Genomic DNA, 21,006 nt, shown 5'->3' with positions numbered 1-21,006 from the left:
ACCGCGTCGACGGCGGAAAGTACGTAACCGGGATACGTAACAACACGATCCCCCCGACCCGACACCCGCGAAAGCATCAAGTCCGTGGGAGCCGCGGTTATTGCCGCACCACGAAGGCTCCGGGGATTCGGGGGAGGACGGATGTTGATCGTCGGCATCGTGGCAGGCATCGTCCTGCTGGTTGCCCTGATCGTCGTATGGGTGGTCAGGCGGTCGGACGGCCGCTACCGGTTCCGGCCGTCGTTCGAGGCGGCCTGCGAGGTCACGGTCGGCGGCCGCACACTGGTGGCGTACTCCGGGCACCGCAAGGTGATCCGGCTCGCGGACCCGGTCGCGCGCGAGGACACGGCGGTGCTCACGGACTCGCGCACCTGGATCCGCGCCCTGTGCGAGATCCACGTCGACGGCAGGCCCCTGCTGGCGTCCGGCGGCCGCGACGGGGTCGTCCGGCTCTGGGATCTGGAGAATCGCGGCGAACTGGTGGCCTCCCTCAGGGGTCACCGCGGCTGGGTGTTCGCGCTGTGCACGGTGCGCGTCTCAGGTCGCGACCTGCTGGCCTCGGCGGGCCGGGACGGCGCGATACGCATCTGGGACCCGCGCGACGGCCGGCTGGTGCGCACGATGGTCGCCGGCCCCCGGAGGCGGTGGACCCACGCCCTGTGTCAGGTGCGCATGGGCGGGCGAACGGTGCTCGCGTCCGGACACGGCAACGGCACAGTGATCCTGTGGTACGCCGAATCCGGGCAAGCGCCGCTGGAACTGGTCGCGCACAACCGCATCGTGTGGACGCTGTGCGAGGTGTCCGACGGCGACCGCACTCTGCTCGCCACCGCCGGCTGGGACGGGAACGTCCGGCTGTGGGACCTGGAGGAACGGCGGGAGACCCACGTGTTCACCGCCGGTGTCGGTCCCGTGTACGCCCTTTGCCAGGCGGAAGCCGGGGACCGCACGCTCCTGGTCGCCGGCGGTGACGGACCGGGCACCGCGGTCTGGGACCCGTTCACCGGCGAGCGCGCCGGAGACCTGGGCATGGACCTCGCCGGCTTTCTCAGCGGCCACGGCTGGGTCCGCGCCGCCTGCCAGGTCCGGCAGGCCCAGGGCCCACCGCTGATCATCACCGCGGGGTACGACGACGGCGTACGTGTGTGGGACGTCGCGAAGGAGATCGATGTACCTCCTCCAGGACCAAGAGCGCCCTGAGGCAACGGCGCCGGGCACTCACGTAGAAGTCAGGGAGCGGAAGTCCGCGTGAGCCGCTCGGCCAGCGTGGCCGCGAACTCCTCCGCCCGCGCCAGCTGGGTGCGCAGATCCTCGACCCGCTGCTGGGCGGCCTGCTCGAAGCCGCGAATCCGGTCCAGCAGTTCCTCGTGCTCCTCGGGCGGCAGTTCCTCGCCCGTGTCGAGGCGGTCGGTGGCCTCCAGCAGGGCGCGCATCTCGTCGAGGGTGAACCCGAGAGGCTTCATACGGCGGATGACCATCAGGCGGGCGACGTCGGACTCGGTGTAGAGGCGGAAGCCGCCTTGGGAGCGGGCGGAGGGGATGACGAGGCCGCTGTCCTCGTAGTGGCGGATGGTGCGCATCGACAGCTCGGTCCGTGTGGCGACCTCGCCGATCTGCATGTGCTCGCTGCTCACGGGGAGTGCCTTCCTCATCTCGTCCTGGCCGCGCACGGCCGCCGATCTCTACCCTAACGTTAGGGTAGAGTTGCCTCGGTGCCGGGTCACCCGTGTCGGGGCCGAGGATGCCTCCGGCGAAGACCGATACCTGCAGGAGAGAGCGTGCGCGTGCCCACGATGTCCGGCGCCGCTGCCTGCCCGCCGTGACCCTTCACCCCCGCACAGCGCACGATCCCGTGGCGGATCGCGCCGCCGCCCCCTGACTTCGGTCCGCCGCTCGCGGACCCGTGGCCGGCTGCCCCCCGCTTCCCACGCCTTCCCGTATGCCCGCAGTGATGCCGGGTGTGCCCGAGCACGACAGGTTCTTCTCCTCGTGTCCTCCTCCGCACTGTCTCCGGCCGCCTGGCTGCGCGGCTCCCGGCGTCCCACCTGGCTGTCCGATCCGAAGGTGCTGCGCACCGAGGTACTGGCCGGACTCGTGGTCGCCCTGGCCCTGATCCCCGAGGCGATCTCGTTCTCGGTCATCGCCGGGGTCGACCCGGCCATCGGCCTGTTCGCCTCGTTCACCATGGCCGTGACCATCGCGATCGTCGGCGGCCGACCGGCCATGATCTCCGCCGCCACCGGCGCGGTCGCCCTGGTCATCGCCCCGCTCAACCGCGAGCACGGCTTCGGCTACCTCGTCGCCGCCGTCATCCTGGCCGGCGTCTTCCAGATCGTCCTCGGCGCCCTCGGGGTGGCGAAGCTGATGCGGTTCGTGCCGCGCAGCGTCATGGTGGGCTTCGTCAACTCCCTCGCGATCCTCATCTTCACGGCGCAGGTGCCGGAGATGACCGACGTACCGTGGCCGGTCTATCCGCTGATAGCCGCCGGTCTGGCGCTGATGGTGTTCTTCCCCAAGGTCACCAAGGTGATCCCGGCCCCTCTGGTGTCGATCGTGACCCTCACGGTCATCACCGTGGCCGCCGGGATCGCGGTGCCGACCGTCGGGGACAAGGGCGAACTGCCCTCCTCGCTCCCCGTGCCCGGGCTGCCGGACGTGCCCTTCACCCTGGACACCCTCACCACCGTCGCGCCCTACGCGCTCGCCATGGCGCTGGTCGGTCTGATGGAGTCGCTGATGACGGCCAAGCTCGTGGACGACATCACCGACACCCACTCCTCCAAGACCCGCGAGTCCGTCGGTCAGGGAATCGCCAACATCGTCACCGGCTTCTTCGGCGGCATGGGCGGCTGCGCCATGATCGGGCAGACGATGATCAACGTACGGGTGTCGGGCGCCCGGACCCGGCTGTCGACGTTCTTTGCCGGTGCGTTCCTGATGGTGCTGTGCGTCGTCTTCGGGCCGGTCGTCTCGGACATCCCGATGGCCGTGCTCGTCGCGGTGATGGTCATGGTGTCGGTGGGCACCTTCGACTGGCACTCCATCGCGCCGAAGACCCTGAAGCGGATGCCGGCCGGGGAGATCACGGTCATGCTGATCACCGTCGCGTGTGTGGTCGCCACCCACAACCTGGCCATCGGTGTCGTCGTCGGCTCGATCACCGCGATGGTCGTCTTCGCCAAGCGGGTCGCCCACCTGGCCGAGGCCACCGCGGTGACCGACCCCGACGGCACGTCTGTGATCTACCGGGTGACCGGCGAGCTGTTCTTCGCCTCCTCCAACGACCTCGTCGGCCGGTTCGACTACGCCGGCGATCCCGACAAGGTCGTCATCGACCTGTCCGCCGCGCACATCTGGGACGCCTCCTCCGTCGCGGCCCTCGACGCCGTCGAGACCAAGTACGCCCAGCGCGGCAAGACCGTCAGGATCACCGGACTGAACGAGCCCAGCGCCCGCATCCACGACACGCTCAGCGGTGAACTCACCGGCCACCACTGATTCGGCACACGAATCGACCGAGGACCGCGGAGGTATCGCACTCCGCGGCCCAGTCGTTGCGCGGCGGGTGCAGGGCGCTGCGCTCCCATCGGGGCTGCTTGTTCCGGCGTCAGCCTGCGGCCTCGCAAGGCTGCCTACCCCCGCCAACGAGGGCAGCACTGAGAGCGGGCGCGTCCCCCCGTCAGTGCTGTGCCAGGAAGCGGACCCGAGAGACGATGTGCGCCGCCGGGTGGTACAGCGGGGCGGACATGCTGCCGAGGCTTCTGGTGCTCTCCATCAGGATCAGCCGCCGACTCCCTTGATCCCCCGCACCTCGGGGCTGCCGGAACGGCCGGGTTTGCCTTCCCCAGGGGGTATCGCCGTTGTCCGATGTCGGGGTCCAATGGTGAGAGTCAGGCTCTTCCGCACCTGCACCCGCACCGGTGAGAAGAGGCACGCAATGGATCCATGGCTGATCTGGTTGGTCGTCGCAGCGGTATTGGCGGTGGCGGAGATCGTCACCCTTACCGCTGCGCTCGGAATGCTGAGTGTGTCCGCCTTGGTCACGGCGGGATCCGCCGCGGTCGGGCTGCCTCTGCCCTTCCAGTTCCTGGTGTTCGCCCTCGTCGCCACGGGCACCGTGGTGTTCGTGCGCCCTATCGCGCTGCGCCACGTGCTCCGGCCGCAAGTGCAGCGATTCGGCATCGACGCTCTGGTCGGCAGGCCTGCCTATGTCCTCTCGGAGGTGACGGGCCTCGGCGGCAGGGTCCGTATCGACGGTGAGGAATGGACGGCCCGCGCCTACGACGAGACGCTGGTGATACCGCCTGGAAAGACCGTCGACGTCATGGAGATCAGCGGCGCCACCGCGCTCGTCTACCCCCGGGACTGAAACCATGGAAACCTCGGCGTTCCTCATTGCCGGACTGATCCTCGCGCTGATCGCGGTTTTCACCGTGGTGCGGGCGGTCCGTATCGTGCCCCAGGCGCGTGCTCGTAATGTCGAGCGACTCGGGCGCTACCACCGGACCCTGAGTCCGGGCCTCAGCCTCGTCATCCCGTACATCGACCGGGTTCATCCGGTGATCGATCTGCGGGAACAGGTCGTCTCCTTCAAGCCGCAACCGGTCATCACCGAGGACAATCTGGTCGTCGAGATCGACACCGTCCTGTACTTCCAGGTCACCGACCCGCGAGCGGCTTTCTATGAGATCGCGAATTTCCTGCAGGCGGTCGAACAGCTCACTGTGACCACCTTGCGCAATGTCGTGGGATCCATGGATCTGGAAAAGACGCTCACCTCACGGGACACCATCAACAGCCAGCTCCGCGGCGTGCTGGACGAGGCCACCGGCAAATGGGGGCTGAGGGTCAATCGGGTGGAGATCAAGGCCATCGACCCGCCGCAGTCCATCAAGGACGCGATGCAGAAGCAGATGCGCGCCGAGCGGGACAAGCGCGCCGCGATTCTCGGGGCCGAGGGACAACGTCAATCGCAGATCCTCACCGCCGAAGGCGACAAGCAGGCAGCCGTCCTGCGCGCGGAGGGCAACCGTACCGCCGCGATCCTCCAGGCCGAGGGCCAGTCCCGGGCCATCGACGAGGTCTTCCAGGCCGTGCATCGCAACGACCCCGACCCCAAACTCCTGGCCTACCAGTACCTGCAGACCCTGCCCCAGCTGGCGCAGGGTTCGGGGAACAACTTCTGGGTGATCCCCAGCGAGATCACCTCCGCACTCCAGGGCGTGTCCCGCGCTTTCACCGAGGTCCTGCCCCAGTCCCCGGCCACCCGCGAGAAACCCTCGGACGACAGCGCCGAGCGGGCCGCTGACGACGCGGCCCAGGCCGCGGAAGCCGCCGCCGCGGCCCTCGCCGACGCGGCCGAGGCCGACCGCGCCATTCCCGACGGCCTCCCGTCCAGCCCGCCTCGCTGACGGTGGGTGGCGATCACCGGACGACGGTCGTGCGGGCCCTGTGCTGCCGTCCTCGGCTTCGCCGGAGAGGACGACCAGGACGCCTTCGGGCGCATGCACCTCCGCTTCGCTGGTGATGTTCTCCAACTGCGTCGCGGCGGCGGCGTCGTCGGAGGAGGCAACGCGGGCGCACGCGACGGGGACTGTGCCGACCGGCCATCGGGCGACGGCTGGGCGCTGCGCCGTGAACCGGGCGAGGTGGGTGTCGCGCAGGTCCACCCATGGCGTGTGTTGGTCAGGGTCAGGCATGCAGTTGGCGACGATGTCCTCCGGAACCTTGGCGAGTTGGTCGGCGTCCGCGGGGACCCTGCCTGCGTAGGGTGGAGAGAGCGGAGGCCATCGGCCATAGCGTTGGGAGCGGGGACCAGGATGCACGGTGACTTGCTGTACGTCGTTCAGCGGGAACTGCGCACACCGCATCGGCCTTCCTCGCTGTCGGTGGTTCGGTCACTGTGATGCCGTGTGGCCCAGCCAGCGTTGCAGGGTGGTGTTGATGCCGGAGGGCAGGGCGCTGAGCTGGTCGATGGCGTCGCGGTCCTCGGGCCGGGGCGGGATGCCGGCGGCGGTCAGTGCGGCGTGCAGGGCCAGGCGGTGGTGGTCGCGGGGGTCGATGAGGATGCTGAGGCGCTCGGAGGGGTTGGGCGGCGGCAGCAGGTGGTCCCTGTCCTGTCCGGCGGAGGCCGGAGGCCAGGCGGTCTCCGCCGGATCGGCGGCGTAGGGGTCGACGAAGGCCTGCGGCGTGTGGTGTTCAAGGGCGATGGTCATGTCGGTCTCCTCCGGCAGCGGGTGGATGTGCAAGGGGAGAGCCGTACACGGCCATCTGCGGTTGCGGTTTCCGGGCGATGTCACGCCGATGGCGTCATCGGCGGCTCATCGTCTTCTCCGACCAGCACAGCGGCAAGCCACAGAGTTTGAGCAGCAGTTGACCAACTTCGCGCTTGGAAACGTTCACGACAAATGACGGCAGTGCGGTGTCGTCGAGATGGACGGGTCGATCGAGGGGCCGGCGCTTCGGGCAGGTCTTCGAGGGCACCGTGGTGAACGTTCCTCGGCCCGGCGTGATCGGGATCTTCGTGGACATCGGGCTGACCGTCGGAGGCTTCGTCGATGTTGCGTTGCTTCCGGATCAGGGTGAGGACCGGCCGGCGGAAGGCACCATCGCTGAGTTCGAGATCTCGCGGGCCGACAGCCGACAGCCGACAGCCGACAGCAGATCCGGCCGTCAATTGGCGGGGTCCGCGGCGGTGGACTGGCTCGATGGGGCTCTCGACAACGGCGAGTTCACGCTGGACGAGCACCGCGGCGGCTTGGTCCGCGTCGCGGATGGAAGCCAGATCGGTCGGCCTGCACACCGTTCAACTAGTCCCCGCCGCGCGGCTGAAGAAGCCCCAGGTCAGCGCGGTGTCCGGCGCTCGACGACCGACTTTTTGAGTGCAGCGATCTCCAGCGTGGAGCGTGGCGCACGTACGTACGCTCGGTGTCCGGCGGCGGAAGTCCGTAGGCCGGTCGGCGCCGCCGCTCAGGCGCACCCGGTTCCTCGTCCCCTCGCATACCTCTCAACACTCCCTGGAGCAGGGAGGCTGGGCCGCTGCCGCTGGGGGAGTTGCGTTTCCACGCCGACGGCGTGGTGGAGCCCACCCCAGGCATGGGGCTTTGTGTTCCGGGGCCCAGCGTCTATCGCTGTCACTCGCGGGCCACGCGCTGGGACGTCCGGCCTTCAGTGACCTGTGGCTGAACGGAGGCGTCGTCGTCCGAGCAAGGTGAAGCATCGGTTGCGGCCGAGAGGAGTGACGGCCGGCCTCGCAGCAGCGAAACGGGGCAACAGCACTGCATGACCCCGCAACGGCGTTTCACGCTGGGCCGCGACCACTCTTGATGCACCGGACGCCCTCGAGTTGGCGCAGTTCTATCAGGGCCTGCTCGGATGGCCGATGCGGAAGGTGGAACCCGGCTGGGTGGAGATCGCTCCGCCCGACGGCGGTCCCGGGCTGTCGTTCCAGACTGAGCCGCTCTTCACTCGCCCGAGATGGCCTTCCACACGGTCCGAGCAGCAGATGATGATGCATCTGGACATCGAGGTGAACGATCTGTCATCGGCCGTCGAGCATGCTCTCGCCCTCGGGGCGACGGTGACAGACTTCCAGCCTCAGGATGACGTACGCGTCCTGTTCGACCCGGCGGGCCACCCGTTCTGCCTCTTCGTACGCACCGGCCCGGGCGCCTGACAGGCCGGGTCAGGCGGTGAGCCTGCGGTAGCAGATGAGGGCTGCGGTGATGCCGGAGAAGGCAAGGAAGTGCTCGAGTTGGCGTTCGTAGCTGCGCACGGCCCCGGGTTCCCAGGCGCCGTGCTCGCAAGGGAGCCTGTCGGGCAGCCAGGGCAGCCAGGGCAGCCAGGGCAGCCAGGGCAGCCAGGGCAGCCAGGGCAGCCAGGGCAGCCAGGGCAGCCGTGCGGGCGTGGCCCGCTTGACCGGCCAGGCCTCCCGCCTGCACAGTCGGGATGCGGCACCGCAGCAGCACTGCTTCAAGCTGCCACCGGCCCGCCCGTCCACTGGTGGCACACGGCCCTGATACCCAGGAGCGGCTGATCCGATGGTCCTCGACCTGGTTGTGATCGCTACGGCTGTCACGCTGGGGCCTTTGCACAACAGCGCCTTCATCCTGCTGCTCTCCTCACGACACGGTGTTCGCCAGGGCCTGGCGTTCCTGTTGTCGTGGCTGGCCAACCTGATCGCGGTGATCGCCTGCGTGGTGCTGCTGACCGGTGGTCAGCCCCCGGCCCGTCACAGCGTGCCCTCGACCGCCGCGATCGATGTGAAACTCGCCATCGGCCTGGTACTGGTGCTGTACAGCGTCCACCGGCACTTCCGGCCGCCCCGCCCGCACGGCCCGCCACGCTGGACCGCCCGGATCGACAACGCCTCCCCGGCCACGGCAGCCGGCCTGGCATGGCTGCTGCAGCCCTGGGCACTGGTCGGTGCCGGCGCCGCGACCGCCGTCGACGCGAACCTCTCCACCCCCGCCGACTGGCTCGCACTGGCCGGCTACTGCCTGTTGGCCACCCTCAGCCTGATCGTGATGGAGATGTACGTGGTCTGGGCGCCCGAGGCCGCGAACGCCCGGTTGAACGCCCTGCGGGACTGGCTCGCGCAGCACCAGGAGCAGCTGATCGTCACGGTCGCCCTGCTCCTCGGCCTGTGGCTGACAGCCCGGAGCATCGCCGAGCTGGTCGCCTGACAGGGAAGCCCCGGCGGCACCCGTCTGGGGACGGTGCCGGCCTGGATGACGAGACCGTCTTCGGCCCGGTGCTCTACATGCTGTCGCTGATACAGGGCCAGTCGTCACACGGTCAAGGCCGGTGGCCCGAAATTCCCACTCCGTCGCAGTGCCTCAGTAGCCGGTGCCGCGCTTGACCTGCTCTCGCTCGATCCCGTGGGCCGCACCCTTGTCGTCCAACGTGCGACACGCGTCGGCGATGTCCTGGCTCAGCCGCTCGACCTGCTCGCGGCTCAGAGTCTCCTTGACCAGGGCGCGCAGAATCTTCACCCGCTCCGCATTGGGCGGAAGCGTGTACGCCGGCACCATCCAGCCCCGTTCGGCCGAGAGCTGCCAGGCGATGTCGGACTCGTCGTAGGCATGCTTGCCGGCGAGACGGAAAGCGACCAGCGGCAGCTGCTCGAGGTCGCTCCCGATCACTTCGAAGCGGCCGCTGCTGCGCAGGTTGTCCGCCAGCGCGCGGGAGTTCTCCTGCATGATCTTCATGACGTAGGTGTAGCCCTGGCGACCGAGGCGTACGAAGTTGTAGTACTGGGCGAGCACCATCGACGCACCGGTGGAGAAGTTCAGCGTGAACGTCGCGTCGGTCTTGCCCAGGTAGTTCTCGTAGAACACGAGATCCTTGGCCAGGTCGGACTCCTCGCGGAAGACCAGCCATCCGATGCCGGGGTAGACCAGGCCGTACTTGTGTCCCGAGACGTTGATCGAGCGGACCTGCTCGAGCCGGAAGTCCCACTTCGAGTCCGGGTAGAGGAAGGGCCACACGAATGCGCCGCTGGCGCCGTCGACGTGGATCGGGATGTCGAGGTCCCGCTTCTGGCGGACGTCCCGCAGGAGCTTGTCGATCCCGACGACATCGTCCATGTGGCCGGTGAAGGTGGTGCCGAGGACGGCGACGACCCCGATCGTGTTCTCGTCGAGGTGGGGCTCCACGTCTTCGGGGCCGATCGTGTACTTGCCCTCGGCGAGCGGCACGATTCGCGGCTCGACGTCGAAGTAGCGGCAGAACTTCTCCCATACGACGTGGACGTCTCCGCCAAAGACCAAGTTGGGGCGGTCGGTCGACAGGTTGGCCGCCTGTCGGCGCTCGCGCCACTTCCACTTCAGTGACAGTGCGCCGAGCATGATCGCCTCGGACGAGCCCTGGGTCCGACATCCCGTCGTCCTGCCCGGCGCGTGGAAGAGGTCGGCGAGCATGCGCACGCAACGCTGCTCGATATCGGCGGAAATGGGGTACTCCGCATGGTCGATGAAGTTGCGGTGGAGGTTCTCGGCGATCAGCCGTTGGGCCTCTGGTTCCATCCACGTGGTGACAAATGTGGCGAGGTTGCGCTGTGGGTCGCCCTCCATGGCGAGATCCACATCCACGAGCCTCATGGCGTCCATCGCAGTCATGCCTTCCTCGGGGAAGGTCTCCGAGGGAGCGGGCGCGGTCAGGAACCGGTTACCGAAGAGAAGTGCATCATCGCGCTTGGTCATGCGGCGATTGAAACAGCGCCGGAGCGTTCCGGCGGCGAGGGACACACCCAAGACGGCACCGCGAGTGGGCACGAAGCGCACCCTCGTACGGCGCTTCTGGCGGTCCCTGAGCCACGCCCTGATGAGTCACCGCGCATACCCCTGACCCGCGGTACGTCCAGTCGGACCACCCCGTGATCGTGCGCCTGCTGGCGCTCGTCACACCTTGGGTGCCGCGACCATGCGGCGTGGCCGGTGGACCCGGTACTACGCGCCCTGCAGCGGGAGGTGGTGCGCGTCCTGCCCGGCGCCACGGCGCGGCGGGAACCGTCAGTGCCCGTCGATCACCGACCCGGACACCGTGCGCGAGTAGCTGTCTCAGGCGCGGAGCGTCATGGCCGGCAGTGCTCGGTGTTGCCGCCCGCGCGCTGTCCGGTCCGGGTGCGGAGGCTCCGCGTCAGGGTGGGGATCATCACCGCCGCAGGGACGAGGTGTAGGCCGAGGAGGGCGGTGGTGGTGGCGGTGTTTGCCCCGGAGAGGAGGGGCGGGACCAACGAGATCGCGGTCAACGACACCGCCGTCCACATGAATCGCTCGGCGGGGCGAGCGCTCCGACGAAGAAAAGCGACGGCAATGACGACGCCCACGACGGAGAAGAAACCGGTCACCACGGCGAACCCGGACAACGGGATCGCCTCGCCACCATCGGGTACCTCGAAGTCGACGCCGACGGCCTGGGCAAGCGCCGCGGCGAGGGTGGTGGCCAGCATCGCCGCGAGCGAGGCAAGGAAGCCGGTGCCGGCGAGCCCGCGGAGTCGGTGGGTGCGGCTTGTCTGGCCCGATGCCGGGCTTGCGCCGACCTTACTGTCGTTCATGCTGTTCATCTCGTTCCTCGATCATCCAGTAACGGGCCCACGGGGTGTGTTGACTGGCAGGGGTTGTGCAGGGCGCGGACACCGATGCCGCGAGCCGGAACCCGGCATCCCGTACGAGGACCAGCCCGGGCTCGCCGACGCGCAGCTCCAGCTGTACCCGCCCACGGGTGAGACGTCGCACGCGTGGCACGCGACAGGCGCGTCACCGCGCAGCGCGAGCGCCTCAGCGGGACTACTCCGTGCCGTCCGAAGGAAGGCGCTCCGGAAGCCCGAGCCGCGGGAACTGGTCGTCGTGGAAGATGACGATCTCGGTGACGGCCCCGCCGGTGATCCGCAGGACGTCGATCGTCAGCGGCAGGTATGCGCCCTCCTGCTCCCGCCAGAGGTAGAAGGCCAGGGCTGGCTGCCGGTTCACCGAGGTGAGGACGCAGCGCAGGCGCCCCAGGTCCGCGAACCCGTCCTCGACCCAGTCGTTCACCACCGCGTCGCGACCGACGTACAGGCCCGGGGTGGGCGGCATCGAGCAGCGGACGTCGTCCCGCAGCATGGCAGCGAGACCGTCGACGTCCTTGGCGACGCTCGCGTCGGCGAAACGGCGCACCAGCTCGCGCGTCTCTGGGTCCTCCTCGCCACTGGTCCAGTCCTGCCGTTCGGCGGGCAGGTGCTCCCGCATACCGGCGCGGGCCCGCTGCAGCGCGCTGTTCACGGAGTTGACGGAGTCCCCGAGGAACTCCGCCACGTCCTTGGCCGGCCAACTGAGCACGTCCCGCAGGATCAGCACGGCCCGCGGGCGCGGTGCGAGGTGCTGGACCGCGACCAGGTACGCCAGCTCGATCGTCTCCCGAGCGACGGCAACGGTCTCCGGTTCGTCCGCGCCACCCGCGGGCATCTCGTCGAGCAGGCGGTCCGGGTAGGGCTGCAGCCACCGCACCTCGCCGCCGGTCGCAGGCTCAGGGCGGCACTTGGCGAGCAGGTCCAGGCAGGCGTTGGTGGCGATCCGGTACAGCCAGGCCCGGAACGTCGACCGCCCCTCGAAGGTCTCCCGCCGTCGCCAGGCACGGAGGAACGTTTCCTGGACGGTGTCCTCGGCGTCCTCGAAGGACCCGAGCATCCGGTAGCAGTGCACGTGCAGCTCCCGCCGGTGCCGCTCGACCAGCCCCGAGAACGCCGGCTCGTCGACCTCGCCCAACCCGCTCACGCCCAGCTCCTCCAGCCGCGTGTCCGCAGTCATCACGTCATCCTTACGCCTCGTCGTGTCCCGTCGTAGGTGTGACGGGCACGGGCGCGAAAACTCATCACTGGGGTTGGTCGACGCCGAGCCCCTGCTCACATCGTTCGGCAGTTGATCGTCGACTCCGAGACGTCGGCGTCCGCGTGTCCCAGCGGTTCCCGGCGATGACTGCGCCATCTGGCACACCGCCGATGAGTTTCCGGCGGGCGGGCCGTCTACCCCTCGACGAAGGGAGCGCACCATGCGCAAGATCATCGTTTGCACGTTCCTGACACTGGACGGCGTCATGCAGGCCCCGGGTGGTCCGGACGAGGACGCTGAGAGCGGATTCGAGCACGGCGGCTGGCAGAAGCCGGTGGCCGACGACGAGGTCGGCATGGCCATCGCCGGTTGGTACGAGCACTCCGACGCGATGCTGCTCGGCCGCAAGACGTACGAGATCTTCGCGTCGTACTGGCCGACCGCCGATCCCGACAACCCGTTCACCGATCGGATGAACAGCATGCACAAGTACGTGGCGTCTCGGACCCTGACGTCCGTCGAGTGGCAGAACTCCACGCTGCTTGAGGGTGACATCGTCGATGCCGTAGGCAAGCTGAAGGCGTCCGACGGTGGCAACATCAACGTGGTCGGGAGCGGAGACCTCGCCCAGACCCTCATGCGGCACGACCTCGTCGACGAGTACCGGCTGACCATCCATCCGGTGATCATCGGCACCGGCAAGCGGCTGTTCGCCGACGGAGCCGTCCCCAGTGCGCTGGAGCCGGTCAGCGTCTCGACGACGAAGGGTGGCACTGTCCTCGGCATCTACCGGACGAACGGTAAGCCCAGCTACGACAGCTACTAGAGTGCTTCGTCAGGTTCTGGTGGGGGCGGGAGGCCGCAGGTGGTGCAGGTGCCGTTGCAGCACCGCAGCAGGCCTTGTGGTCCGTTGAGGACTTCAAGGCCTCTACGGCGGTCATGAGGGTGACGTGGCGGTGCCAGGTGCGGCCCAGCGGACGAGGCTCGGTCGCCGTGTCCTTCTTTGCTCGACGGCCGCACCTCGAGCAAGCGTGAGGTCTCGATCCCTTGCTGTCCGGGCGCCAGGTGACCGGCTGGCTCGCCCGCCATCCCACAGCCCGGACAGAGGAAGATCGAGCCGCCCTGAAGGACATCCTGGCCCGCTGCGCGCAGGCGACCTGGGCAGGGCGGAGCGTCTTGCGGGTGGCGGACGGTCCTGTGATCAGAATTCTCCGGTTGCGCTGCGCACGGGCGTGATGATCTCGTCGGCGAGCCATCGCGCGGCTTGTGAGGGGTAGGGGCTCCGCAGGCTCAGCACGACGTGCGTCACGCCTGCGGCGATGAGTTCCGTGATGGCCTTGCGGTCGGTGGCCGGGTCGTCGTAGGAGACGATGTACTGCACGGAGCGGGTGATCGTCCGCGGATCACGGCCGATGGCGGCGCAGTGGTCGTCCAGAACGGCACTGCGCTCGGTAATGTAGTCCAGCGTGTTGTGCGGCGGTCCGGGGATGTTCCAGATGTCGGCCTGCTCGGCGACCAGGCGGAGCGTCCTGTTTCCCCAGCCGCCGATCAGCAGGGGCGGTCCGGGCTGCTGAACAGGTTTCGGCTCGTTGTGGTTGCCGGTCAGGGTGTAGTAACGCCCGTGGAAGTCGAAGATGTCCCGCGTCCACATGCCGCGGAGGATGGTGATGGTTTCCTCCAGGCGGGCGATTCCTTCGGCGGGCGGGACGAGCGTGAGGCCGTAGGCCGCGTACTCCGCGACGGCCGGGTTCTCGCCGGCGATGCCGCCCGCGTTGGGTGGCTGCAGGGTGCCGCCCACGCCAAGGCCCATGATCAGGCGGCCCCCGGAGACCACGTCGACTGTTGTGGCGATTTTGCCGAGGACGGCGGGCGGCCGGATCCGATTGCTCGTCACGAGCAGGCCCAGGCGCAGTCGCTGGGTCCTGGCAGCCAGGGCGCTCAGCAGCGTCCACCCTTCGAGGATCTGCCCATCCTTCGGGCCGGCGATCGGCATGAGGTGGTCCCACAGCCAGGCGTCCGCGATTTCGGGCAGGTCGTCGGCTTCCTGCCACACGCGGAGGATGTCCTCGTAGGGGACCCGCATCGGGGTGGTCTTGATTCCGAATGTTACGGAGGGGAGGTGCTGGTGAGACATGGTTGCCACGCGCCCTTCGAGTCGACGCGCCGCCGTCGACAGCGACGCCATCATCACGTTAGCGGATCGTCAGCACCGCTGACTATCAGTCTCTGGATACACTGCGGCCATGACTCGCGACGCACCGCCCGAGGTCCTCTCCTCCCGCCTTGGTTATCTGCTCAAGCACGCGTACCTGCGGTTGACCGAGGAGTCCGCGCGGGCCTTGGCGCCGCACGGGATCGACGGCCGTGAACTGGCGGTTCTCGCCGTCCTCGACGCGCATGACGAGCTGTCTCAACTGGAAGTGGCGGGCGAACTGGGCATCGACCGCACGACGATGGTGGCCCTCGTCGACGCTTTGGAGGGCAAGGAGCTCGTCGAGCGGCGCCGCAGTCCGCAGGACCGACGCAAGAACATGGTGCAGCTGACGCCGGCCGGACAGGAGCGCCTTCGCGACGCCGAATTCGCCCGCCAGGAGATGGAACGCCGGTTCCTCGCCCCGCTCTCCAGCACAGACGCCACATGCCTGGTCCGCGCCCTGCAGTCCCTCGTCGGTGCCCCGACGAGCGCTGGCTAGGCATCTGACTCGGCATGACGGACGTGACGGCGGCCTACCTCCATAGACATCCGCAATCGGCGAGACGGGTCTCCAACCGTCTCGGGTCACGCTGCGTGAGCCTTGGGGCGTTCGACGAGTTGACCCCGTTCGAAGCGGGCTCCAGTGCGGACGAGGGCGACGAGGTGGGGTGCGTTCACGGCACGCCACCGCTGCTGGGCCGACTCGACAAGCTTGAAGACGTTGGGGCGGAGGCGGCCGCGATGCTCCGCCGGTACTCCCACGCTGCAGCAGGGTTCACACGGGCCGGCCGTACGCAAGCTCCAGCGTCTGCTCAACGACCGACTGCCTGACCTGCAGCTCGCGGTCGACGGCCGGTTCGGGCCAGTCACCCACTCCCGGTGCGTGAGTTCCAGGAGCGCGTAGCCATCGTGGTCGACCGCACAGTCGGACCGCAGACATGGGGTCACCTGACGCAGTAGCACAGGAGGATGGCATGTCCCCGAACGCCCCGGCGGTCGGCATCGCTACCCCTACCCTGCTTCAGGGATCCCAGGGCGAGGCGGTACGCACGCTGCAGCAGCTGCTGAACGCGCACGTGCCCGATCCCAGCGGCGTGTCGAGATCACCGTCGACGGCGTGGTCGGCCCGCAGACCTGGGGCATGCTGACAGGTGGCGAGCTGTCACAAGAGGCCGCCTCGGGTACCCCCACCCTGCAGCCCCTGCGGGCGGCCCGGACAGGGGAGGAATCGATCACCGCCCGCGACCGGTCCGGCTGATTCTTCGAGCGCAGCTTGTTCAGCAGCAGCTGGTGCAACTGGTCCCAGAGCCCGGCCTCGTTCCAGGCCGCCCGGCGACGCCAACGCGTCATGCCCGAGCCGAAACCCAGCTCCTGGGGCAGGTACTCCCACTGGATCCCGGTATGCAGAACGAACAGGATCCCGCACAGGGCCTGCCGGTCGGGCACTCAAGGTCTGCCCTCGACCTGCTTCGGCAGTGGTTCGGGCAGCAACGGCTCGATGAGCGCCCACAGTTCGTCCGACACGACCCACGTCCGCGACTGACGCTTCCCCATGCCCTCATCAACGAGCGATCAAGCCGACAGGCACATGATCAAACCGCTTTTGTTGGAGCCAGCTACTCAGGCCTTGGTTGAGTATGTGCGCTCATACCCGTTGCCCGCCGCTCGGCCAGCATTGGTGCAACGGCGCAGCCCTGGAGCGCCGGTCCGATCCAGCTTATTCCAGTAGGGAAACTTCTCATGCCGCGACGTGTCGTCCTGTCCGTGACCGCCGGTGTCGTCGTCCTCGGTGGCGCCGGAGCCTTCGCCCTCGCCCACGCCGGGGAGCAGCCTCCCTCCGTGGCGCACAGCGCGGCCCACTACGCTGCCCCCGACGGCGACCGCAGTGGCTCATTGACCTTCACCACCGACGTCACGGTGTCCTCTGGCATCAAGAACGTGAAGGTCCTGGCCTGGCCGGCGAACTCTTCCTTCGCGAAGAAGGCGCTGACTGCCAAGGACATGGCCGCCGCGGAATCGGCCGTATGCAAGCCGTCCGGTGAGGACACCGTGCGCTGCACCTACACCGCCATCGTCACCCGCGCCGACGCCGAGGCGTCCCCGCACGGTCTGTGGCACGTCGCCGTCCTCGCCACCGCCAAGGACGGCGAGACGACGCTGGACACCAAGGCGGCCGACTTCACCGTTGCGTGATGCAGATGCCCATATGATCGCGGCACATAGGCAGTTGAGACCACGCGCGCCCTCATACCGGAGCAGAAAGCAGGTCGTGATGTCGACGGACGGGCCGTTGCGGATGTCCGTCGACGGTGAGGAGTTCGAGGTCAGCCAGTCGGACGACAGCCCCGGTACTTACGACGTCACCTGGCTGACCGGTCCCGACCCTCACTACGGGTTCGGGTTCCGCAGCCATCCTCCGGTGCAAGTCGCCAGGGCCGAACTCGAGGAGGCCATCCGGGACTTCCTCTCGCAGGTGGATCCCAGCACTGGACACATCGAGTGATCACCAGTCCAGGACTGCACCGCGTGCAGAGGGTGAGTGAGTCGCCCGCCCTGTAGTCCGGCTCTGGTGGTCACTAGGTTCGGATCATGACGATCACGTATGAGTGGCGGGGCGACGTCGACAACTCAGCTCTCAACAAGCTGCATGCCGAAGGATTCGATCACCCGGTCGGGCAGACGGATTGGCGTGCACGGCTTCAACGTCACAGCCTCGGCTGGGTCTGCGCCTGGGAAGATCACCGTTTGGTCGGTTTCGTCAACGTCGTCTGGGACGGCGGCGTCCATGCGTTTGTTCTGGACACGGTGGTCGCACTGCGCAATCGTTCGAACGGGGTGGGAGCCGCGCTGGTCAAGGCAGCTGCTGAGGAATGCCGTGCTGCGGGGTGTGAGTGGCTGCACGTCGACTTCGAAGAGCACTTGCGATCCTTCTACTTCGACGTCTGTGGCTTTGGAGAGACGACGGCAGGTCTGATCGCCTTGTGACGTTGGGCCTCCCGCCCCTCCGGCCGAGCTCCCCGGGCGATCGCGCGCGGCGGGTTCCCGGACCGGAGCAAGTCGGCAATGGCGAGCCGCTCGTCCTCGGCAAGGAAACGGTCTTGAATCCCGTCACGATGCCGCGCCTCGGTGATCGGCACATAGCGACGCTCGCGCTGCTGAACCGGCGGGCCCGTGGGCTGTCGGTGTCGCGGCCTCGATGGAGGTCTGGGCCTGCCGGGCGTCTCGACTGTCGTTGGCGGGCCCGGAGCGTCCGGGCCCGCCGGCATGGCACGCGGCTCTCCGGGCCTACTCAGCCACCCCGCGGACGGTGTCGACGCCGAAGTCGTAGGACCCCGAGCCGACCTCGAACACGGCGGCACCCTTCTCCATGCGCAGGAAGCGGACTCCCTTGGCGGCGTCGGCCGGCCTGCCGCCCTCCGTGACCGCCCAACGGGTCTTCGTCGGTACGTGGACCTCCGCGACGGTGTTGACCGGGACCGTCACCTTCAGGTTGATGGCGCCGTTGCGCGTGCTCCACTTCGACGACAGGCGGCCGTAGACGGTGGTGAGGCTTCCGGTGCCTTCCGTCAGGTTCCCGCCGGGCACCGGCGCGATCCGGGTGAGCTTGTAGCCGGGCTCGAGCGCGGAGATGCCGCCGATGTTCTGGAACATCCAGTCACCCACGGCGCCGTAGGCATAGTGGTTGAAGGAGTTCATGTCGACCGGGCCGAAGTCGCCGTTGGGCATGATGGAGTTCCAGCGTTCCCACATGGTGGTGGCACCGTTGGCGACCTCGTAGCCCCAGGACGGGTAGTCCTTGTGCAGCAGCATCTTGTAGGCCAGGTCGTCCCGGCCGATCCTGCTCAGCGCGGGCAGCAGCAATGGCGTGCCGATGAACCCGGTCCGCAGGTGGTAGTCGGTGACCGCCAGTTTGGCCACGAACTTCTCACCGACCTTGTCGACCAGTGCCGGATCCGAGACCAGGTTCATGGCGAGGGCCATCGCGTACCCGGTCTGGGAGTTGCCCTTGACGGTGCCGTCGGCTGCGACATAGGCCTTGGTGAAGGCGTCGCGGATGTCCGCGGAGAGCTTGCCGTAGTCGGACGCCGCCGCGTCATCGCCCAGGGCCTTGGCCGTCTCCGCCATCATGCGGGCGTTCTCGGCGTAGTAGGCCGTGCCCAGTATGCCCTGCTCGGTCGGGTCGTCGAGGTTCAGCCAGTCGTTGGTGAAGAAGGTGGTGCGGCCGGGCTCGAGCAGGTCCGGTCCGGCGCTGGTGCGCACGAATTGGAAGAACTTCTGCATGGCCGGGTAGTTCTCCCGCAGGATGCGGGTGTCGTCGTAGGAGAGCCATACGTGGTACGGCACCGTGATCATCACATCGGACCACCCGACACCGCTGTCACCGAACTGGCCCTGAGGGGTCGGTACGACCGCCGGCAGATCGCCGTTGGCGTACTGGGAGTTGCGTACGTCCGCCATCCAGTGGGACAGGAACGCGCGGGTGTCGACCAGGTAGTTGGCCGTCGGCGCGAACAGGCTGATGTCTCCCGTCCATCCCAGACGTTCGTCGCGGGCCGGGGTGTCGGTGGGGAGGGAGAGGAAGTTGCCGCGCTGGCTCCAGGAGATGTTGCTCACCAGTTGGTTGAGCATGGTGTCCGAGGTCTTCAGTGTGCCGGTGGTGGGGAGGTCGGATCCCCATACGACGCCCTTGACGTCTGACAGAGCGGGAGGTTTGTTCACCCCGGTGATCTCGATGTAGCGGAACCCGTGCTGGGTGAAGGTCGGTTCGTAGGAGACCGTTCCGGTCTCGGCGAAGGTGTAGCGGTCGGTGACCTTGGCACTGCGGAAGTTGTCGGTGTAGAGGGTGCCGTTCTTGTTGAGCACTTCCGCGTAGCGGATCTTGACTGCTTGGCCGACGGAACCGGTCAGCTTGAGCCGTGACACGCCGACCATGTTCTGACCGAGGTCGTAGACGTACGTCCCGGGGGTGGGCTCGGTCATCTTCCGGGCCTGGAGCAGCTGGGTCCGACGCACCGGCTCGTCGCTCTGCGGGACCAGGAGTGCGTTCCGTGAGTCCAGGCTCGCGGCGGGCTCCCACTTCGCGTCGTCGAAGCCAGGTCGGCTCCAGCCCGACGGCTCCAGACGAGCATCATATGTCTCGCCGTCCTGCAGGTCGGCCTTCACATAGGGGCCCTCCGACGCCTTCCATGAACCGTCCGTGGCGATCCACTGGATGGAGCCGTCGGTGTAGGTGATGCGCAACTTCGCCACGAGAGCGGGGGCGTCCCCGTACTGATGGGTCCAGCCGAGCCCGACCTTGCCGGCCCACCAACCGTCCGCCAGAGAAGCGCCGATGGCGTTGTCGCCGCTGTCGAGCAGCTTCGTGACGTCGTAGGTCTGGGACTGGATGCGCTTGTCGTAGTTCGTCCAGCCCGGGGCGAGCATCTGGTCGCCGACCGGCTTGCCGTTGAGCTCCAGCTCGTAGAGGCCGAGTGCCGACGCGTAGACGCGGGCGGAGGCGATCTTTTTGCGGGCCTTCGTCGCGAAGTCCTTGCGCAGCAGTGGCAGCGGACGGGACGGGGGTGCGTAGAGGGCGTCCGTGGTGCCGGACACGACGAGGGCGGAGTCGGCTGTCTCACCGCCGGTGAACGGGTTGCGGCCGGACGCGAAGTCGGTGTCCAGCAGCGTACTTCCGTCGGCGCCGGTCACGACGGCGTCGTAGACGGTTCCGCGTTCGCCGCAGCATGCGTGGGTGCGGAAACCCATGTAGCCCTTCGGGAACGTGGAGTCGGTGAAGGTGCTGACCAGCTTGCCGTCGAGCGTCGTCTTGATGATGGTCCCCGCCACGTCATAGCGGACGGTGTGCCGGTCGGCGAGGAGACTCGCGTCGGTGAACCCGTAAGGCGCGAGATCCACCTCCTGAGCCACGGTGTAGGTGCCCTTGACCTGCTTGTGCAGTCTCAACATCGGGGTTGGGCCCGTGACGTTGAACTGCACCATGTATCCGTTGCTCACATCCGGGGCACGCAGGAACATGCCGAAGGCGTTGCTGTCGAGCTTGAACTCGACCGTGGCGGTGTAGTCGGTCCACTTGTCCAGCTCGCTCGGAGCCGCGGGGCGAGTGATCCACTGGGCGCCGTTCCAGTCTTCGGAGTCCAGCAGGCCGGTCTCGAAGTACGCGGTCGCGCTCCACGGACTCGCGACTCCCTTGTCGTCCCAGGCCCGAACGCGCCAGTGGTAACGGGCGCCCGCCTCCAGGGCAGGCCCGCCGTACCGCACGCCGACCTGGTGGTCGGACGCCACCTTTCCGGACGACCACACGTCGGTCGAGCCCGGCTTGCGTCCGACCTGGATCTCGTAGGCCGTCTGCGATGTCGCCCGCCGGGCCGACGTCAACTGCCAGCCTAGGACCATGTCTTCACCACCGATGCCCAGCGGGTCGACCCGGCCGTTGGCAGTCAGAGCCGTCACGGAGAACGGAGCCTCCGAAACCGACGCCGCGGGGGACACGGGCGCCGGCAGGAT

General features: G+C 68.1%; 21 protein-coding genes and 2 pseudogenes. 12 read left to right on the top strand and 11 right to left on the bottom strand.

Features of this window, described 5'->3' with window-relative positions; genetic code table 11:
• Positions 1 to 141 precede the first annotated feature (141 nt).
• A complete protein-coding gene (locus AQJ46_RS02255; RefSeq protein WP_059203931.1) occupies positions 142 to 1,200 on the top strand; it encodes a WD40 repeat domain-containing protein in 1,059 nt (352 codons plus the stop codon).
• A 29-nt stretch (positions 1,201 to 1,229) separates the two neighbouring features.
• Here the strand turns inward: AQJ46_RS02255 and AQJ46_RS02250 are convergent, their stop codons facing one another.
• Entirely contained in the window at positions 1,230 to 1,634 is a 405-nt protein-coding gene (locus AQJ46_RS02250; RefSeq protein WP_059203930.1) for a MerR family transcriptional regulator, read from the bottom strand.
• A gap of 355 nt (positions 1,635 to 1,989) precedes the next feature.
• Between AQJ46_RS02250 and AQJ46_RS02245 the strand changes: the two genes are divergently transcribed.
• From AQJ46_RS02245 to AQJ46_RS02235, 3 genes are all read left to right on the top strand, one after another.
• A complete protein-coding gene (locus tag AQJ46_RS02245; RefSeq protein ID WP_059203929.1) occupies positions 1,990 to 3,498 on the top strand; it encodes a SulP family inorganic anion transporter in 1,509 nt (502 codons plus the stop codon).
• A gap of 439 nt (positions 3,499 to 3,937) precedes the next feature.
• Positions 3,938 to 4,369, top strand: coding sequence for an NfeD family protein (locus AQJ46_RS02240; RefSeq protein ID WP_059204389.1), 432 nt, complete (start codon positions 3,938 to 3,940; stop codon positions 4,367 to 4,369).
• A 4-nt stretch (positions 4,370 to 4,373) separates the two neighbouring features.
• Positions 4,374 to 5,411 (top strand): SPFH domain-containing protein, encoded by a 1,038-nt coding sequence (locus AQJ46_RS02235; protein ID WP_057613331.1) that lies wholly within the window; start codon positions 4,374 to 4,376, stop codon positions 5,409 to 5,411.
• Between the two features lie 486 nt (positions 5,412 to 5,897).
• Here the strand turns inward: AQJ46_RS02235 and AQJ46_RS02230 are convergent, their stop codons facing one another.
• Together AQJ46_RS02230 and AQJ46_RS55315 are read right to left on the bottom strand one after the other, a co-directional pair.
• Complete coding sequence (locus tag AQJ46_RS02230) at positions 5,898 to 6,215, bottom strand: hypothetical protein (RefSeq protein ID WP_059203928.1); 318 nt, start codon at positions 6,213 to 6,215, stop codon at positions 5,898 to 5,900.
• A gap of 94 nt (positions 6,216 to 6,309) precedes the next feature.
• Complete coding sequence (locus AQJ46_RS55315) at positions 6,310 to 6,531, bottom strand: hypothetical protein (RefSeq protein WP_159063983.1); 222 nt, start codon at positions 6,529 to 6,531, stop codon at positions 6,310 to 6,312.
• Between the two features lie 814 nt (positions 6,532 to 7,345).
• On the opposite strand from AQJ46_RS55315, the gene AQJ46_RS02225 reads away from it, so the two are divergent.
• Entirely contained in the window at positions 7,346 to 7,675 is a 330-nt protein-coding gene (locus AQJ46_RS02225) for a VOC family protein (RefSeq protein WP_059203927.1), read from the top strand.
• Between the two features lie 9 nt (positions 7,676 to 7,684).
• Here the strand turns inward: AQJ46_RS02225 and AQJ46_RS55310 are convergent, their stop codons facing one another.
• The gene (locus tag AQJ46_RS55310; protein ID WP_159063982.1) at positions 7,685 to 8,008 is read right to left on the bottom strand and encodes a hypothetical protein; all 324 of its coding nucleotides are present in this window, start codon (positions 8,006 to 8,008) and stop codon (positions 7,685 to 7,687) included.
• Positions 8,009 to 8,039: 31 nt separating this feature from the next.
• On the opposite strand from AQJ46_RS55310, the gene AQJ46_RS02215 reads away from it, so the two are divergent.
• On the top strand, positions 8,040 to 8,684 hold the full coding sequence (locus AQJ46_RS02215) for a GAP family protein (RefSeq protein ID WP_059203925.1): 645 nt from the start codon (positions 8,040 to 8,042) through the stop codon (positions 8,682 to 8,684).
• A 153-nt stretch (positions 8,685 to 8,837) separates the two neighbouring features.
• Here AQJ46_RS02215 and AQJ46_RS02210 read toward each other — a convergent pair whose 3' ends face one another.
• The 3 genes from AQJ46_RS02210 to AQJ46_RS02200 all read right to left on the bottom strand — a co-directional run bounded on the left by AQJ46_RS02210 (position 8,838) and on the right by AQJ46_RS02200 (position 12,287).
• Positions 8,838 to 10,202, bottom strand: coding sequence for a glutamate decarboxylase (locus AQJ46_RS02210; protein WP_059203924.1), 1,365 nt, complete (start codon positions 10,200 to 10,202; stop codon positions 8,838 to 8,840).
• A 371-nt stretch (positions 10,203 to 10,573) separates the two neighbouring features.
• Entirely contained in the window at positions 10,574 to 11,065 is a 492-nt protein-coding gene (locus AQJ46_RS02205) for a DUF6069 family protein (protein WP_059203923.1), read from the bottom strand.
• A 223-nt stretch (positions 11,066 to 11,288) separates the two neighbouring features.
• Entirely contained in the window at positions 11,289 to 12,287 is a 999-nt protein-coding gene (locus tag AQJ46_RS02200) for an RNA polymerase subunit sigma-70 (RefSeq protein WP_059203922.1), read from the bottom strand.
• Positions 12,288 to 12,528: 241 nt separating this feature from the next.
• On the opposite strand from AQJ46_RS02200, the gene AQJ46_RS02195 reads away from it, so the two are divergent.
• Positions 12,529 to 13,134, top strand: coding sequence for a dihydrofolate reductase family protein (locus AQJ46_RS02195; protein ID WP_059203921.1), 606 nt, complete (start codon positions 12,529 to 12,531; stop codon positions 13,132 to 13,134).
• A 375-nt stretch (positions 13,135 to 13,509) separates the two neighbouring features.
• On the opposite strand, the gene AQJ46_RS02190 is transcribed toward AQJ46_RS02195, so the two are convergent.
• The gene (locus AQJ46_RS02190; RefSeq protein ID WP_079072078.1) at positions 13,510 to 14,442 is read right to left on the bottom strand and encodes an LLM class flavin-dependent oxidoreductase; all 933 of its coding nucleotides are present in this window, start codon (positions 14,440 to 14,442) and stop codon (positions 13,510 to 13,512) included.
• 109 nt (positions 14,443 to 14,551) lie between these two features.
• Here AQJ46_RS02190 and AQJ46_RS02185 point away from each other — a divergent pair, with 109 nt between their 5' ends.
• Positions 14,552 to 15,001, top strand: a complete 450-nt coding sequence (locus tag AQJ46_RS02185; protein WP_059203919.1) for a MarR family winged helix-turn-helix transcriptional regulator — start codon at positions 14,552 to 14,554, stop codon at positions 14,999 to 15,001.
• A gap of 86 nt (positions 15,002 to 15,087) precedes the next feature.
• On the opposite strand, the pseudogene AQJ46_RS56985 reads toward AQJ46_RS02185, so the two are convergent.
• A pseudogene (locus AQJ46_RS56985) lies at positions 15,088 to 15,219 on the bottom strand (IS256 family transposase); the annotation flags it as partial.
• A gap of 400 nt (positions 15,220 to 15,619) precedes the next feature.
• On the opposite strand from AQJ46_RS56985, the gene AQJ46_RS56980 reads away from it, so the two are divergent.
• Positions 15,620 to 15,760, top strand: coding sequence for a hypothetical protein (locus tag AQJ46_RS56980; RefSeq protein WP_225887250.1), 141 nt, complete (start codon positions 15,620 to 15,622; stop codon positions 15,758 to 15,760).
• Here the strand turns inward: AQJ46_RS56980 and AQJ46_RS59430 are convergent.
• Positions 15,739 to 16,056: pseudogene (locus AQJ46_RS59430) on the bottom strand (transposase); the annotation flags it as partial. The gene AQJ46_RS56980 and the pseudogene AQJ46_RS59430 sit on opposite strands and share 22 nt — an antisense overlap.
• A 186-nt stretch (positions 16,057 to 16,242) precedes the next feature.
• Here AQJ46_RS59430 and AQJ46_RS02175 point away from each other — a divergent pair.
• From AQJ46_RS02175 to AQJ46_RS51665, 3 genes are all read left to right on the top strand, one after another.
• Complete coding sequence (locus tag AQJ46_RS02175) at positions 16,243 to 16,695, top strand: DUF5707 domain-containing protein (protein WP_059203918.1); 453 nt, start codon at positions 16,243 to 16,245, stop codon at positions 16,693 to 16,695.
• Positions 16,696 to 16,774: 79 nt separating this feature from the next.
• Positions 16,775 to 17,005: a hypothetical protein gene (locus AQJ46_RS02170; protein WP_059203917.1), complete on the top strand. Its 231-nt coding sequence runs from the start codon at positions 16,775 to 16,777 to the stop codon at positions 17,003 to 17,005.
• A gap of 86 nt (positions 17,006 to 17,091) precedes the next feature.
• The gene (locus tag AQJ46_RS51665; RefSeq protein WP_079072077.1) at positions 17,092 to 17,487 is read left to right on the top strand and encodes a GNAT family N-acetyltransferase; all 396 of its coding nucleotides are present in this window, start codon (positions 17,092 to 17,094) and stop codon (positions 17,485 to 17,487) included.
• A gap of 300 nt (positions 17,488 to 17,787) precedes the next feature.
• Here AQJ46_RS51665 and AQJ46_RS02160 read toward each other — a convergent pair whose 3' ends face one another.
• On the bottom strand, positions 17,788 to 20,952 hold the full coding sequence (locus tag AQJ46_RS02160; RefSeq protein ID WP_208616856.1) for an alpha-L-rhamnosidase: 3,165 nt from the start codon (positions 20,950 to 20,952) through the stop codon (positions 17,788 to 17,790).
• Positions 20,953 to 21,006: the final 54 nt, after the last annotated feature.

The organism is Streptomyces canus (assembly GCF_001514145.1).
In the GTDB taxonomy this organism is placed as follows: domain Bacteria; phylum Actinomycetota; class Actinomycetes; order Streptomycetales; family Streptomycetaceae; genus Streptomyces; species Streptomyces canus.
The sequence above is the reverse complement of the archived record's forward strand: the minus strand, read 5'-3'. Positions and strand labels throughout refer to the sequence as shown.

Excerpts from the sequence above, each read along its gene's own strand:
- AQJ46_RS02230 (WP_059203928.1), bottom strand. The coding sequence starts at position 6,215 with ATGACCATCGCCCTTGAACACCACACGCCGCAGGCCTTCGTCGACCCC.
- AQJ46_RS55315 (WP_159063983.1), bottom strand. The coding sequence starts at position 6,531 with ATGTCCACGAAGATCCCGATCACGCCGGGCCGAGGAACGTTCACCACG.
- AQJ46_RS02175 (WP_059203918.1), top strand. The coding sequence starts at position 16,243 with ATGCCGCGACGTGTCGTCCTGTCCGTGACCGCCGGTGTCGTCGTCCTC.
- AQJ46_RS02200 (WP_059203922.1), bottom strand. The coding sequence starts at position 12,287 with ATGACTGCGGACACGCGGCTGGAGGAGCTGGGCGTGAGCGGGTTGGGC.
- AQJ46_RS02190 (WP_079072078.1), bottom strand. The coding sequence starts at position 14,442 with ATGTCTCACCAGCACCTCCCCTCCGTAACATTCGGAATCAAGACCACC.
- AQJ46_RS02215 (WP_059203925.1), top strand. The coding sequence starts at position 8,040 with ATGGTCCTCGACCTGGTTGTGATCGCTACGGCTGTCACGCTGGGGCCT.
- AQJ46_RS02170 (WP_059203917.1), top strand. The coding sequence starts at position 16,775 with ATGTCGACGGACGGGCCGTTGCGGATGTCCGTCGACGGTGAGGAGTTC.
- AQJ46_RS02205 (WP_059203923.1), bottom strand. The coding sequence starts at position 11,065 with ATGAACAGCATGAACGACAGTAAGGTCGGCGCAAGCCCGGCATCGGGC.
- AQJ46_RS02210 (WP_059203924.1), bottom strand. The coding sequence starts at position 10,202 with ATGACCAAGCGCGATGATGCACTTCTCTTCGGTAACCGGTTCCTGACC.
- AQJ46_RS02185 (WP_059203919.1), top strand. The coding sequence starts at position 14,552 with ATGACTCGCGACGCACCGCCCGAGGTCCTCTCCTCCCGCCTTGGTTAT.
- AQJ46_RS02235 (WP_057613331.1), top strand. The coding sequence starts at position 4,374 with ATGGAAACCTCGGCGTTCCTCATTGCCGGACTGATCCTCGCGCTGATC.
- AQJ46_RS51665 (WP_079072077.1), top strand. The coding sequence starts at position 17,092 with ATGACGATCACGTATGAGTGGCGGGGCGACGTCGACAACTCAGCTCTC.
- AQJ46_RS02195 (WP_059203921.1), top strand. The coding sequence starts at position 12,529 with ATGCGCAAGATCATCGTTTGCACGTTCCTGACACTGGACGGCGTCATG.
- AQJ46_RS02255 (WP_059203931.1), top strand. The coding sequence starts at position 142 with ATGTTGATCGTCGGCATCGTGGCAGGCATCGTCCTGCTGGTTGCCCTG.
- AQJ46_RS02240 (WP_059204389.1), top strand. The coding sequence starts at position 3,938 with ATGGATCCATGGCTGATCTGGTTGGTCGTCGCAGCGGTATTGGCGGTG.